Below are 13,631 nucleotides of genomic sequence, written 5' to 3' on the forward strand. Positions count from 1 at the left end.
TCTCCGGGATCTCTCACCTGTCATGCATAAGCACGGCACGGCAGGATCACCTCGGCGGTCCGGTCATTGTCTGACCTGCCGAAGACCGCAGAGAACTCCTGTCGCGATGACGGAAGATCCTGCGCAGCGACCGGTGCCTGAGATCAGGCACCAGCAGCAGAGATGGCTTAGGCAGCCATCGACTTCAGGCGGGCGTTCAGACGGGAAACCTTGCGGGACATGGTGTTCTTGTGGAACACGCCCTTCTGGGCACCGCGCATCATTTCCGGCTGAGCCACCTTGAAAGCGGCGTCGGCAGCGGACTTATCGCCAGCGGCGATGGCCAGCTCGACCTTCTTCACGAAGGTGCGGATGCGGCTCTTACGAGCGTGGTTGATGGCGAAACGGCGGGCGTTGCGGCGAATGCGCTTCTGGGCCGACTTATGATGAGCCATTTCCTGACTTTCCGTATAAATAGAAACTGTGGTCGCTGTGCGAAGAGGCGGCTTTATAAGGAATATCCGCCCCTGCGTCAACGCTTAACCGAACCGGGATATCCACAGCGGGACAAAACGGCCCGGAATTGAAGAAAACCAGAGCCTGAGCCGAAGAGAATCCCCGGACCAGACTCCGCAGATACCCTCCGACGGGAACGACTCCGCCCCCACCGGACAGGCAAACCGTCGCGGTTATCGGTGACGGAAGTTCGGCTGACGCTTTTCAACGAAAGCGGCCATGCCTTCCTTCTGATCTTCGGTGGCGAAGGTGGAATGGAACACCCGGCGCTCGAACAGCAGGCCTTCCCGCAGGGTGGCCTCGTAGGAGCGGTTAACCGACTCCTTGACCATCATCACCACCGGGCGGGACATGGAGGCGATCCGGGCCGCAGTCTTCAGCGCGTCATCCAGCAGATCGGCCAGCGGCACGATGCGGGAAACAAGACCGGCCCGTTCAGCTTCCTCGGCGGTCATCTGACGGCCGGTCAGGCACATTTCCATGGACTTGGACTTGCCGACGAAACGGGTCAGGCGCTGGGTGCCACCGGCCCCCGGCATGGTGCCGATGGTGATTTCCGGCTGACCGAAGCGGGCATTGTCGGCAGCAATGATGAAGTCGCACATCATCGCCACTTCACAGCCCCCGCCCAGCGCATACCCGGCGACAGCGGCGATCACCGGCTTGCGGCAGGTGGTGATCCGTTCCCAGCCGTTGGTGATGAAGTCTTCCATGTACACATCCATGTAAGACTTGCCCGACATTTCCTTGATGTCAGCCCCGGCGGCGAACGCCTTTTCAGAGCCGGTCAGCACGATGGCGCCGATCTCCGGGTCTGCCTCGAACGCATCAAGCGCCTGACCCAGTTCACGGATCAGCGGGGTGCACAGGGCATTCAGGGCCTTGGGACGGTTCAGGGTGATCAGACCGACGGCCCCCCGGGTTTCGACCAGAATATTCTCATACGCCATTGGACGTTTGCTCCCTGCTTGGGCGTGTGCCCGGCCCGGAAGCCGCCCGTGCGGCCCCGTCCGGGCTCCCTTCAACCGGTCTGCCCGCCTCCCCCCGCATCGGGTGGGGACCGGTGGAACAGGCCGGACGTATCGGCGCAGAGCCTACCTCAGCGCTGCCGTGCCGCACAGTAAAATGTTGACCGCCCGCCCTGAACAAGACGTTGAATTCCCCCGGTTTCCGTTACGTCACAGGTACAGTCCGGGCAGGGGGAACCGGCCCGGTCATAGACGGCAAAACGGTGCTGAAAATAGCCCAGCTCGCCGGTCACCTGCAGGTGATCCCGCAGGGAAGACCCCCCGGAATCAATGGCTTCCTGCAGAACCGCCTTCACGGCGGCGGTCAGGGTCCGGGTTTCGGCCCGGGTGATCTCACGGGCCGGGCGCCGGGGATCAATCGCGCTGCGGTACAAAGCTTCCGAGGCATAGATATTGCCGATTCCCGCCACCACGGACTGATCCAGCAGCGCGACTTTGACCGGAGTCGCCCGCCGGGCGAAGGCGCGGTCAAGCACGCCGCTGTCAAAGTCTGCCGACAGCGGCTCCGGCCCCATCGAGGCCAGCAGCGGGTGATCCGCCAGTTCATTGCCCGATGTCAGCGTCATCACCCCGAACCGGCGGGGATCACGGTACGTCAGCAGATGGCCTGTGTCCGTGATCAGACGGACATGATCATGCCTGCCGGTCTCCGGCACCGGGGATCCGGCGGGGGTGATCGTCCATGATCCGCTCATCCCCAGATGCCCCAGAACGCACATGCCGTCATCCAGAGACCACACATAATATTTACCCCGCCGCCAGACCCGCAGCACCCGACGCCCGGTCAGCCGGTCCGCGAAGCGTTCAGGGAAGGGCTGGCGCAGCCCGGCCCGCCGGATGTCCACGGTGGTCAGCACCTGCCCCTCCAGAGCCGGGGCCAGCCCACGGCAGACGGTTTCAACTTCAGGCAACTCTGGCATGGCGGAACACTCCTGACCGGTCAGACTCGGGATCTCTCTGCTGGGGATGCCACGGCGGCCCTTCGGAAAAAACCATAAAAGTGTACCCCCGCCCCCCTGCCGCCAGTCTGGTCATCCCGGCAGGCTTGGGCTATCGTGCGGCCCGCATCCGTTTTCCGTCTTCCGCCCCCGGCGCAGACCCTGAAGGCAGCCCCTCATGTCCGACACGTCGTTCCGCCCTGAAGAACCCACCACCCACTTCGGCTTTCGCACCGTCCGCGAGGCCGACAAGCAAGGCATGGTGCGGCAGGTGTTCGATTCGGTGGCGTCGAAATACGACCTGATGAACGACGTGATGAGCATGGGCGTTCACCGCATCTGGAAGGATGTGTTCGTCCAGATGGCGGACCCCCGCCCCGGCCAGCAGTTTCTGGATGTCGGCGGCGGCACCGGCGATATCGCCTTCCGTATTCTCGACAAAGTGCGCCGCCCGGCCTCGGATCTGGGCGGGTCTCAGGTCACGGTCTGCGACATCAATACCGAAATGCTGAAGGTCGGCCGGGACCGCGCCATTGATCAGGGGCGCCTTGCCGGGCTGGACTGGGTGACCGGCAATGCCGAGACCCTGCCGTTCCCCGATGCCTCTTTCGATCTCTACACCATCGCCTTCTGCCTGCGGAACGTCACCCGCATTGACGCCGCCCTCGCCGAAGCCCGACGGGTGCTGAAGCCGGGCGGGCGCTTCCTGTGCCTTGAATTTTCCAAGGTACAGGTTCCGGGCCTTGATGCCCTGTACGACCTCTATTCTTTCCAGATCCTGCCGCGCATGGGGCAGCTGGTTGCCGGGGACCGCGACTCCTATCAGTACCTCGCCGAAAGCATCCGCCAGTTCCCGCCACAGCAGGAGCTGGCACGGCGGATTGAAGCGGCTGGGCTGAAGCGGGCCAGCGTCCGCAATCTGTCCGGCGGGATTGCCGCCATCCATTCGGCCTGGCGGGTGTAACCGCGATGGCCGGAACCCTGCGGACCCTGTCGCGCCTGCTGCGGATCACCCGTGTGCTCGGCCGCCACGATGCCCTGTTTCTGCTGGAAGACGTCCCGGTCGCCAGCACACTGGTCACCCTGACCCGGCGCATCTTCCGCCGCACCGAAGACGGGCGGCCCGGCCAGCGGCTGGCCCGCGCCCTGATCGAGCTTGGCCCGACCTTCATCAAGCTGGGACAGGCCCTGTCCACCCGGCCCGATCTGGTCGGTGACGAGGTAGCAGCCGATCTGGCCGACCTGCAGGATAAACTCCAGCCTTTTCCGTTCGCACAGGTCCGCGAAATCATTGAGGCGGAGTTCGGCTGCCCGCTGGAGGACCTGTACCAAAGCTTTGATGAAACCCCGGTTGCCGCCGCCTCCATCGCACAGGTGCATTTTGCCGTCACCGTCGATGGTCAGCCGGTGGCGGTCAAGGTGTTGCGCCCGGGCATCGAAAAAGCCATCGCCGATGATGTCGAGATGTTCCGCTGGCTGGCCCGCACGGCCGAGCGCCTGCACCCGGATGCCCGCCGCTTCCGCCCGGTGGAAAGTGTCGCCACCTTCGAGGAATCGGTGACGCTGGAAATGGATCTGCGGTTTGAAGCCGCCTCTGCGGCCGAACTCGCTGACAACTTTGCCGATGACCCGACCTTCCGGGTGCCGTCAATTGACTGGGTGCGCACCGGCCAGCGGGTGATGACGCAGGAACGGATCGCCGGTCTGTCCCTTGATGAACGGGACCGGATCATCGAAATGGGGCTAAATCCCAACGAAGTTCTGGGCCATGCGGCGCAGGCCTTCTTCAACATGGTGTTCCGGGATGGTTTCTTCCATGCCGACCTGCATCCCGGCAACCTGTTCGTTGATGCCAAGGGCGTCATCATCGCCGTCGATTTCGGCATCATGGGCCGGGTTAACGAAAGTGACCGCCGGGCGCTGGGGGAAATGCTGCTGGGCTTTCTGACCCGCGATTACCGCCGGGTGGCTGAAGTACAGTTCCGGGCCGGATGGGTCCCCGCCGATCAGTCCATTGAAGCCTTTACGCAGGCTGCCCGCTCAATCGCAGAGCCGATTTTCGGCCGACCGATCGAGGAAATCTCGATGGCCCGGGTGTTGAGCCAGCTGTTCGAGATCACCCGGCGCTTTGACATTCCGGCCCAACCGCAGCTGCTGCTGCTGGAAAAGTCGATGCTGCTGGCCGAAGGGGTCGGGCGGACACTGGCCCCCGACCAGAACATGTGGGAAATGACCTACCCGCTGATCGAAGACTGGATGCGCACCACCTTCGGGCCGGAAGCGCGGATCCGCAATGCCGCCCTTGGCCTTGCCCGCTCTGCCGAACGGCTGCCCGCTATCTTTGAATATGCTGACAAGGCCGCTGCCATGATCAGCTCCGGCGGCCTCAGACTGCACCCCGACACAGTGAAAGCGCTGGCAACCCAGCGCCCGGCAGCCCGGAAGCGAACCCTGCTGATGCAGGGGCTGCCGTGGATTCTGGTCGGGATCCTGGGCACCCTGCTGTATCTGCGCTGATGCGCCTATATCCATATACTTTTGGTGGATATCAGGTGTAGGTCATGCGGTCTCATCCAAAAGACCCATTTTCCCGCCCTGCCGGTTCGTGATCTGATGAAGGCCTGATACAGGACGAAAACCGTCCTTCTCAAGCCGGGGGAAGCATCGTGGACAGGCGAACAGCAGGGCGGATTTCCTCCGGTGCCCTTCATGGTCTCCGGGGCCACTTTATGCGCAGGATTCTGCGGCTTGTTCTGTTGCTGCTTCCCGTCTTCAGCGTCCTTCCGACCCCGGTTTCTGCCACGCCAGCCCCCTCCTCACCCACGCTGGAAGCCATCCGAGAACGGAACAGTGTCCGCTGTGCCGTTCAGGCGGCCTATGGCGGCTATGCCACTTTGGGAACAGATGGCGTCTGGCGGGGCTTTATGGTCGATTACTGCCGGGCGATTGCCGCTGCGGTTCTCGGCAATGCCGATCTGGCGGAAATCCTGCATACCGAATCGTCCCTGCGGTTTCAGGTGGTCTCAGGGCGGCAGGCCGATATCCTGCTCAGCGGGACCACAGTCACCATGGGCCGGGCCACCGCGATGGGCTTCAGTTTTCCCGGCATTTACCTGTACGACGGTCAGGGCTTTGTCACCCACCGGGAAACCGGGATCACCGCCCTCTCCAGCGCAGGCACGGCAAGCATCTGCGCCATTGCCAACACCACCAGCATTCAGAACCTGCGGGAGTATATCAACCGTACCGGATCGAAACTGACGCTGATTGAATCCAGTTCAGATGAAGGGGCATGGAGCAACTTCCTGAAACGGCGCTGTGATCTCTACACCAATGATCGCCTTGGGTTGCGGGTCCGCGTCGGCACATCGCCACAGGGGCCGTCTGCCTACGTTCTCCTGCCTGACATCATTTCCCGCGAGCCGCTGGGACCGATGGTCCGGGGGGACGACCCCGTGTTCCACAGTCTGATCCAGTGGCTGCTCAATGGGCTGATCGCTGCCGAGGAGTTCGGGGTGACCCGTGCGACGGTCGCAACCCTTCAGGCCGGGAACAACCATGATCTCAGCGTTCTTCTGGGCACCGGAGAGGACTATGCCGCCACCTTTGGCGTCGCCCCCGGCTGGCTGCACCGGGCAATCGCTGCCGTCGGCAACGCCGGGGAAATCTACGACCGGAATCTGGGTGCCCTGTCACCGTTGAAGATAGACCGCGGCCTGAACGATCTGTGGACCCGTGGCGGACTGATGTATCCGCTGCCCCTGCGTTGACCGCAGGACACCGGCCAATGTCCTCCCTCTCTCCCCCACCGCTGCCCCGTCCGGGCCTGTCTGCCTTCCACAGCATCGGCCTGCGCCTGTCACTGGCGCTGATCCTGCTTCTTCTGGCTCTGGCCGGGGCCGGGGCGATCGGGGTGCAGGCCCTGACCGACATCCGCACCTTGCTGGAACGGATCACCACCGAAGATATGGTCACCAGCCAGCTCGCCAATGCCGTGGCACAGGACAGTCAGAGTCTGCTCGGCCATAGCCCGCGTCTGGCCCTGTCATCAGACTCCGTCTCACTGATGGGAAACCGCGCCTTCATTTTTGACCAGATGCGCCAGCTTGACGGGCTGATCACTCAACTGGAGCAGCGGGGGCAGACAACAACCTTACCGGTCCTGCGGCAGGCCCAGCAGACCTTGCGGCAGAAGCTGGAAGACAGCGTCGATCTGGTTGGGCGCCGGAATGATGCCATCCAGAGAATGGCGCGCCGCCAGCAGGATCTGGTCACGCTGAGCGATCAGATCGCCGGGCTGTTTACTCCGACGGAACAGCGGGAAGCCCTGACATGGGTGACAGCGGCGCAGCAGATGGTGCCACGGCTGTCAGCCCTGCTCGCCAGCCCCGGAAATGCCACCGCCCTGCCCCTTGAGGCCGATCTTAGGACCCGTCAGGCCACACTGGAGCAGCTGTACGACACGCTGCCGCCGGACCTGCGCAATAAAGCCGCCAGCCCTCAAAAGGCATTGCGCGACCTGACCGACGGCCCGGCGGGCATCGCCGGGCAACGACGGGACCTTCAGACCATTCAGATGGGGGTACAGGCCTCGGTCCGGGTCAGCAAACAGGCCGCTGACGATCTGGCGGCCTCAGCCCTGACGGTGATGCGGGAAGTCGACGACCACATCCAGCAGCGGCGGAGGGCCGCTGCACTGCAGGGCCAGACGGCCATGGCCCTGCTGATCAGCGGCGCCGTCACCGCCACTGTCGCTACGCTGCTGGTGTTTGCCTATATCCGCCGCTCGGTCGTCGGGCGGCTGCAGCGGCTGCGCGATATGGTGCTTGCGGCGGAAGACCGGCAGCCGGTGTCTGTGCCTTTGATCATCCGTGATGAGATCGACGACATCGGTCGCGCGGTCGGTGCGTTGGTCACCACGCTGGCCGGGCGGGAAAACACCCTGCGCCAGTCAGAGGAGCATCTACGGCTGTTGGTGGAAAACGCCCCGTTTCCACTGGTGGTCGCAGACCGTGACAGCGGTTTTGTCACCTTCGCCAATGAACAGGCACAGCAGAGTCTGTTTCCCGCCTGCCGGAACCGGGACTGTGCGGAGCCGGTTCAGGTTTTTGACATGATCGCGGATCCGGCAGAGCAGACCCGGATCCGCACCGCCATTGCCGAAACCGCGCGGTCAGGTCGTCGCGAACTGCGGTTACGCGGAAAACTGGGACCCTTCTGGGCCGTGCTGTCGGTGTCGCCAATTCAGTTTCAGGGGCAAACCAGCATCCTGTTCGCGGTACAGGATATCGACGGCCTGAAAGCAGCGGAAGAACGCCTGTCCCTGCTGGTGCGGGATCTGGAACGCAGCAATGCCGATCTGGAGCAGTTCGCCGCCGCTGCATCCCATGACCTGCGGGACCCCCTGCGTATGGTGTCAGGATATCTGGCCCTGCTCGCCCGGCGCCTGGCCCCCCATTTTGACGCGGAATGCCATGAGTATATCCGCTTCGCGCAGGACGGCATCCGCCGGATGGATCATCTAACCACTGACCTGCTGGATCTGGCCCGGATCGGGCGCTCAGGCGCGCCGGTGCCGGTTGATCTCTCCCCGGTTCTCACCGGCGTGCTGGCCAGTCTGTCCCCCCTGATCGAAGAGGCACAGGCGACGGTCACCCTGCCGCCAGCCCTGCCCCCGGTTCTGGGGCGGGACAGTGACCTGAGCCGCCTGTTCCAGAATCTGATCGCCAATGCCCTGAAGTACCGCGCCCCGGAGCGCCCGCTGACCATCACCCTGACCTGCACCCCCGCCGAATCGGGACTATGGCAGTTTACACTGACCGATACCGGCAAGGGTATCGCACGGGATCATCAGGAGCGGGTCTTCCTGATGTTTCAGCGCCTGCAGGACCGCAGCGACTGCGAAGGCACCGGTATCGGCCTGACCCTGTGCCGGAAAATCGTGGAAGGACATGGCGGACGCATCTGGCTGAACAGCCGTCTGGGGGAAGGATCATCCTTCCACTTCACTCTTCCCGGCCATGCGCCGGATCAGGCATGACCGGCGGCATCGCTCAGCATTGCCGGATCAATCCCCAGCTTATGGATCGCCTGCTCCCATTTATGTTCGGCATAGGGGCCAAACAGCAGATCCTCATCCGCATCAACGGTCAGCCAGGCATTGTCTTTGATCTCGGCATCCAGCTGCCCGGCGTTCCACCCGGCATACCCCAGCACCAGCAGGCTGGCCCGCGGGCCATAGCCCCCGGCAATCGCTTTCAGAACATCCGTGGTCGCCGTCAGGGCGATCGCGTCATCCACCGCCATGGTCGCGGGCTGACGGAAATCCGTCGTATGCAGCACAAACCCACGCCCGGTTTCCACCGGCCCGCCAAAATGGACGCGGATATCATCACAGTCAGGGTTGGGCTCAACGCCGATCTGTTCCAGCACATCGTTGAACGTGACCTGCACGATCGGCCGGTTGATCACCAGCCCCATCGCCCCTTCAGCCGTATGGGCGCACAGGTAGATCACCGTGCGGGAAAAATGGCTGTCGATCAGGCCCGGCATTGCCACAAGGCACTGACCCGTCATATATCCGGCAGCCCTGTCGCCCGGTTGGCGGAGCCCCGGAGCGCGGGCGGCGGACTCGGAAGAAGAACGTTCGCGCGTAGTCATAGGCACCACATATTCCCCTTTCCCGACTTGTGCAAGACCGGGACGCCCACCACATTCGCGGAAGGGATTTTCCGGCCCCTTCACCAAACCGTGACTTTTTGATCGCAATCCCCGGATTGACGCCGCCCCCGCCGCCTGTTTGGCTGGGGCCGGGCTATAGAGCATCCGTATTAGAGTGTTTGGTGACGTTCGAATGTTAGGTGAAAAATGACTGCAGCGCCCCTGCCAAGACGGCCTCTGACACGCATCCTCCGGGGTGCGGGCCTTGCCTGCGGCCTGTTGCTTGGCTTTGGCCCCGCCACGGCCCCGGCAGCAGACCCGGCACGGGTGGAAACACCGCAGGCCACCGTCAGCCTGATCGCCGACCGCATTGCGGTTGATGGCGCCACCACAGTACGGGTTGGCCTGCAATACGACCTGAAAGACGACTGGAAAGTCTACTGGCGATCACCCGGCGATGCCGGCTATCCGGCAACCCTGTCGTGGCAGGGATCAGAGAATACCGACACGGACAAAATCACCCTCGACTGGCCGGTCCCGGTCCGCTTCAGCGTTCTGGGTATCGAGACGCTGGGCTACAAGCATCAGGTTGTTTTTCCTCTGACGGTGCCGGTGGCAGATCCGGCACAGCCGCTGCGGCTGCAGTTGAATGCCGATTATCTGATCTGCGCTGACATCTGCGTCCCCGGTCAGGTGACGCTGGGACTCGACCTGCCCGCAGACGCCCCGCCGGACCGCCAGCTTCTGGCTGACGCCGCCGCCAGCGCCCACCTGATTGATCAGTACGCGGCACAGGTCCCGGCTGCCGCCGGGCAGGGTATCAGCCTGTCAGCCCTGTCGCTGATCGCCGGACCGGACGGCCACCAGACCATCACCGCCACAATCGCCGCCCAACCGGCCCTGACAGCGCCCGATCTGTTTATTGAAGGTCCGGTCAACGGAACCACCGGGCTGATTTCCGGCCCGCCGTCCCTGCTGCCGGGGCAGGACGCAGGCACAGTCCGCCTGTCAGCGCCCTTGACCACGCCGCTGCCGCTGGAAGCGTTGCCCCCCGTCCGCGTGACCGTTGCTGACGCCGGGCGGGGACTGGACGTCACCTTAGCCCCAACGGTCAGTACTGAAAGCCCGGCGACGGATACCGCCACCTTTCTCGCCATCCTCGGCATTGCCCTTCTGGGGGGCCTGATCCTGAACATCATGCCCTGCGTTCTGCCGGTCCTGTCCCTGAAACTGCTGCATCTGGTGAAAGCCGCCGGGGCCGACCAACCGGCCCTGCGCCGCAGCTTTATCGGTACCGCCGCCGGAATCATCACCACTTTTCTGGCGATGGCCGCAATCCTGACCGGCCTGAAGCTGGCGGGCACGGCCGTCGGCTGGGGCATCCAGTTCCAGCAGCCGGTGTTTCTGGGGGCGATGATTGTTCTGCTGCTGCTGTTTGCCGCCAATCTGCTCGGGGCGTTTACGGTCCGCCTGCCCGGCGTGATCGGGGATCTTGCCGCCCGCCCCGGCGGCGGAGCCTTTGCCAACGGAGTGTTTGCCACCCTTCTCGCCACCCCTTGCTCTGCCCCATTTCTGGGAACTGCGGTCGGATTCGCACTGGCACGGGGACCGGTCGAAATCACGACTATCTTTGCGGCCCTTGGACTGGGCATGAGCCTGCCCTACCTGACCGTTGCCGCAGCCCCGCGGCTTGCCGGTCTGTTGCCCCGTCCCGGGCGCTGGATGGGCACGGCGAAGCGGCTTCTGGCACTGCCACTGATCGGCACGGCCCTATGGCTGGGCAGCATCCTGCTGCCGCAACTGCTGCCGCCTTCCACCGCCGGAGCAGCCACACAGGGGCTGTGGGGGCGGTTTGAACCCGACCGAATCGATACCCTTGTCGCTGACGGACAGGTGGTGGTGGTGGATGTCACCGCCGACTGGTGTGTCACCTGTAAAGTCAACAAGCTGACGGTGCTTGACAGTGATGCCATCCTGCCCCGCCTGTCGCAGGCCGGTGTGGTGGCGATGCAGGCCGACTGGACCCGGCCTGATCCGGTGATCTCGGCTTTTCTCGCCCGCTATGGCCGCTATGGCATCCCGTTTAACGTGGTGTATGGACCCGGTGCCCCGCAGGGGATCCCGCTGCCGGAGATCCTGACACCCGATGCTCTGATTTCCGCTCTCGACAAGGCAAAAGGCTGAGCTTATCTGTCGGTTATCCCGCCACCTTCCGGCGTGACCAGAAAAGGACCATCCCATGACCATTTCCGTCGGTGCCCCGATCCCCGCCGTGACCCTGAAGGTCGTTAACGCCGGAACCGTTGAGCCGAAGAATGTCGCCGAGCTGTTCGCCACCGGGCGTCATGTGATTTTCTCGGTGCCGGGGGCGTTTACCCCGACCTGCTCCGCCAAGCATCTGCCGGGCTTCGTCGCCAAGCTGGCGGACATCAAGGCGAAGGGTGTTGAAAGCGTGGCCTGCCTGTCAGTCAACGACGCCTTCGTGATGAAGGCCTGGGCCGAGCGTGATGGCAGCCCGGATATTCTGATGCTGGCCGACGGCAATGCTGAACTGGCGGCAGCCCTTGGCCTGACCCTTGACGCCTCCGGCTTCGGCATGGGCACCCGCAGCCAGCGCTTTGCCGTGGTGGTGAACAACGGCACTGTCGAGTCGCTGTTCATCGAAGAACCGGGGGCCTTCTCCGTTTCCAGCGCAGAGCACGTTCTGGCCAATCTGTAAGATCTGCCCCGGCAGACTTCGCAGACAGAAAAAAGCCTCGGAGAGACATCCGCTCTCCGAGGCTTTTGACCGACAGGGCCGACAGATCAGACGTTGAACAGCGATTGTGACTGCAAGTCATTGAATGAACAGTTCACCATGCTGCTCCATTAAAAAATATACTCATGTTTGTACTCAAAAAACTCAGCATTGAGTACGTTCAACCCTGATCTGGCGCCGTTGCGCCGGCTCGGATTCAACTTTCCAGACGCCTGCGACAGGCATCATTGGTGGATTTTATCTGCTGCGCCAACATCTGCCTAATCGGAGCACGCTCAAATCGCTCACCTAATGAGCTTGCCTGCGGCAACATCCGGTCGATGACCTCTTCCGCCCGTTTCCTTGGGATGCCACCTTCCTCCGCCAGACGCAATAAATGCCGGCGTTCGATGGCGGCCCCTTCGCCGCAAACGTCCAGGTGATGCTGGCCCATCGGGCCTTCGCTGAAGGTCAGATCAAAGGCGGGGGCCAGACGCCAGCGCCGGTCACGTCCGAGACGCCACGCGAAGTTCTTGGGATGATCGTCCCGGTTGTGAAAGAGCACATTGAAGACGGCTCGCGCGTAAGCTTTCTCCACTTCGCGCTCGTCGCGCGTCAGGAAACGGGTAGCCCTCAGGAAGGCGGTGTAGTCGGTGGCACCAGGCAGGCGAAAATCCACCTGCAACAATCCAGCCAGACTGTGCACCGGGACACGTTGCCCTCCCTCCCGGTCGAAGCGCGCGACGCCGAAGGCGGCCAGTTCAGGGCCAAGGTCGAACCAGCGACTTTCGGGCACTTCCAGTCCGCAATCCCGAGCCAACTCGGCATAGAGCTGCTCGATGACGCAGACCTCCTTGTGTTCGTTCTGCGCCGGGAACTTGACCAGCCAGGGGCCGCCGGGCGCATCCGGACGGGTGCTGACCTGCCCGGTCATTGCGTCGTACTGCACCAAGGCCTTGGGCCTGGCCCCTTGCGGTGAGCCGCCGGTGAGCGCGAGCTCGCGCAGGGCTGCCCCCGCCTCGCCCGCGAGCGCGAGACGGCTTTGCTCGGCCAGCGCCAGCAAGGACCAGTCGGGCTCGTGGGCGCCGGCGTCGCTTGCCGGAACGAAGCGCAACGCGCCCATCGCGCGCTCACCAATGAAGGCCAGCCGGTCCAGTGGCCCGGGATGGCGCAAGCCGTGTTGACGGAACAACCGATCCATCAGCAGCAAACCCCAGCCGTCAGGCAGACTGTCGGCTATTAGGCCCGGAAGGCGATGCAAATGGGTTGGAAAACCACCGTAGGCATCTGCACGCAGCTTGAGGTGCAAGGGCGACAGTTCCAAGCCCTGAGACAGGGCTTCGGGAGAATATTCGAAGAGCAGGGATTGACCATCATCGGCCAGGCGTCCCAACGGCCAGTCTTCTCCCCAGCCGCAATAATGCACAGTAAGCAGCTTCATGATGCTCTCTTACGCGGCGCACGCTGGCGGCGGCTCACAAGGTCCACCTGCTCCATCTGGGCGATGGATTGCCGTTTGAGCACGAAGAGATCGTCCAGCGCCTCCAGCAAGCCAAGTGCCTGCGCGACACGGACCAGCGTTTCCAGTGAGCACTGACCGTCGCTTTCGAGTTTGCGCAACGCCCCCAAGGACAGTCCGGCCATTTGCGCCAGTTCACGCTGCGTAAGCGATTGGGCAAGCCGCTGCTCGCGCAGACGAACACCCAGCGCATGCAGGATCTCAGCGGGAGTCGAGAGATGAAAAGTCACTTTTATGACCCTTAACGCGGGAAA

Annotated in this window: 12 protein-coding genes; 6 read left to right on the plus strand and 6 right to left on the minus strand. The window is 63.4% G+C overall.

Features of this window, described 5'->3' with window-relative positions; genetic code table 11:
- Window positions 1-167 precede the first annotated feature (167 nt).
- From rpsT to mutM, 3 genes are all read right to left on the minus strand, one after another.
- Window positions 168-434: a 30S ribosomal protein S20 gene (gene rpsT, locus G365_RS0114650; protein ID WP_019646281.1), complete on the minus strand. Its 267-nt coding sequence runs from the start codon at window positions 432-434 to the stop codon at window positions 168-170.
- 234 nt (window positions 435-668) lie between these two features.
- Complete coding sequence (locus G365_RS0114655; protein ID WP_019646282.1) at window positions 669-1,445, minus strand: enoyl-CoA hydratase; 777 nt, start codon at window positions 1,443-1,445, stop codon at window positions 669-671.
- Window positions 1,446-1,594: 149 nt separating this feature from the next.
- Window positions 1,595-2,443: a bifunctional DNA-formamidopyrimidine glycosylase/DNA-(apurinic or apyrimidinic site) lyase gene (gene mutM / locus G365_RS0114660; protein WP_019646283.1), complete on the minus strand. Its 849-nt coding sequence runs from the start codon at window positions 2,441-2,443 to the stop codon at window positions 1,595-1,597.
- Between the two features lie 196 nt (window positions 2,444-2,639).
- On the opposite strand from mutM, the gene ubiE reads away from it, so the two are divergent.
- The 4 genes from ubiE to G365_RS23100 all read left to right on the plus strand — a co-directional run bounded on the left by ubiE (window position 2,640) and on the right by G365_RS23100 (window position 8,501).
- Window positions 2,640-3,425, plus strand: a complete 786-nt coding sequence (ubiE, locus tag G365_RS0114665; RefSeq protein ID WP_019646284.1) for a bifunctional demethylmenaquinone methyltransferase/2-methoxy-6-polyprenyl-1,4-benzoquinol methylase UbiE — start codon at window positions 2,640-2,642, stop codon at window positions 3,423-3,425.
- Between the two features lie 5 nt (window positions 3,426-3,430).
- Window positions 3,431-4,978: a 2-polyprenylphenol 6-hydroxylase gene (gene ubiB, locus G365_RS0114670; protein WP_019646285.1), complete on the plus strand. Its 1,548-nt coding sequence runs from the start codon at window positions 3,431-3,433 to the stop codon at window positions 4,976-4,978.
- 212 nt (window positions 4,979-5,190) lie between these two features.
- Window positions 5,191-6,231, plus strand: a complete 1,041-nt coding sequence (locus G365_RS21760) for a transporter substrate-binding domain-containing protein (protein ID WP_019646286.1) — start codon at window positions 5,191-5,193, stop codon at window positions 6,229-6,231.
- 17 nt (window positions 6,232-6,248) lie between these two features.
- Entirely contained in the window at window positions 6,249-8,501 is a 2,253-nt protein-coding gene (locus G365_RS23100) for a sensor histidine kinase (protein WP_019646287.1), read from the plus strand.
- Here the strand turns inward: G365_RS23100 and G365_RS0114685 are convergent.
- Complete coding sequence (locus G365_RS0114685) at window positions 8,492-9,037, minus strand: YqgE/AlgH family protein (RefSeq protein ID WP_019646288.1); 546 nt, start codon at window positions 9,035-9,037, stop codon at window positions 8,492-8,494. The genes G365_RS23100 and G365_RS0114685 overlap by 10 nt on opposite strands.
- 291 nt (window positions 9,038-9,328) lie before the next feature.
- Between G365_RS0114685 and G365_RS0114690 the strand changes: the two genes are divergently transcribed.
- Both G365_RS0114690 and G365_RS0114695 read left to right on the plus strand, forming a co-directional pair.
- Window positions 9,329-11,305: a protein-disulfide reductase DsbD domain-containing protein gene (locus G365_RS0114690; protein WP_155976301.1), complete on the plus strand. Its 1,977-nt coding sequence runs from the start codon at window positions 9,329-9,331 to the stop codon at window positions 11,303-11,305.
- A gap of 55 nt (window positions 11,306-11,360) precedes the next feature.
- Window positions 11,361-11,840, plus strand: coding sequence for a peroxiredoxin (locus G365_RS0114695; RefSeq protein ID WP_019646290.1), 480 nt, complete (start codon window positions 11,361-11,363; stop codon window positions 11,838-11,840).
- Between the two features lie 235 nt (window positions 11,841-12,075).
- On the opposite strand, the gene G365_RS0114700 is transcribed toward G365_RS0114695, so the two are convergent.
- Entirely contained in the window at window positions 12,076-13,299 is a 1,224-nt protein-coding gene (locus tag G365_RS0114700; RefSeq protein ID WP_019646291.1) for a type II toxin-antitoxin system HipA family toxin, read from the minus strand.
- On the minus strand, window positions 13,296-13,607 hold the full coding sequence (locus G365_RS0114705) for a helix-turn-helix domain-containing protein (protein WP_019646292.1): 312 nt from the start codon (window positions 13,605-13,607) through the stop codon (window positions 13,296-13,298). The genes G365_RS0114700 and G365_RS0114705 overlap by 4 nt, the downstream gene beginning before the upstream one ends.
- Between the last annotated feature and the right edge of the window lie 24 nt (window positions 13,608-13,631).

Origin of the sequence: Novispirillum itersonii subsp. itersonii ATCC 12639, from assembly GCF_000381985.1 — a bacterium.
GTDB classification, from domain to species: domain Bacteria; phylum Pseudomonadota; class Alphaproteobacteria; order Rhodospirillales; family Rhodospirillaceae; genus Novispirillum; species Novispirillum itersonii.

Coding starts and splice junctions, on each gene's coding strand:
- rpsT (WP_019646281.1), bottom strand. CDS start 434: ATGGCTCATCATAAGTCGGCCCAGAAGCGCATTCGCCGCAACGCCCGC.
- G365_RS0114655 (WP_019646282.1), bottom strand. CDS start 1,445: ATGGCGTATGAGAATATTCTGGTCGAAACCCGGGGGGCCGTCGGTCTG.
- mutM (WP_019646283.1), bottom strand. CDS start 2,443: ATGCCAGAGTTGCCTGAAGTTGAAACCGTCTGCCGTGGGCTGGCCCCG.
- ubiE (WP_019646284.1), top strand. CDS start 2,640: ATGTCCGACACGTCGTTCCGCCCTGAAGAACCCACCACCCACTTCGGC.
- ubiB (WP_019646285.1), top strand. CDS start 3,431: ATGGCCGGAACCCTGCGGACCCTGTCGCGCCTGCTGCGGATCACCCGT.
- G365_RS21760 (WP_019646286.1), top strand. CDS start 5,191: ATGCGCAGGATTCTGCGGCTTGTTCTGTTGCTGCTTCCCGTCTTCAGC.
- G365_RS23100 (WP_019646287.1), top strand. CDS start 6,249: ATGTCCTCCCTCTCTCCCCCACCGCTGCCCCGTCCGGGCCTGTCTGCC.
- G365_RS0114685 (WP_019646288.1), bottom strand. CDS start 9,037: ATGACGGGTCAGTGCCTTGTGGCAATGCCGGGCCTGATCGACAGCCAT.
- G365_RS0114690 (WP_155976301.1), top strand. CDS start 9,329: ATGACTGCAGCGCCCCTGCCAAGACGGCCTCTGACACGCATCCTCCGG.
- G365_RS0114695 (WP_019646290.1), top strand. CDS start 11,361: ATGACCATTTCCGTCGGTGCCCCGATCCCCGCCGTGACCCTGAAGGTC.
- G365_RS0114700 (WP_019646291.1), bottom strand. CDS start 13,299: ATGAAGCTGCTTACTGTGCATTATTGCGGCTGGGGAGAAGACTGGCCG.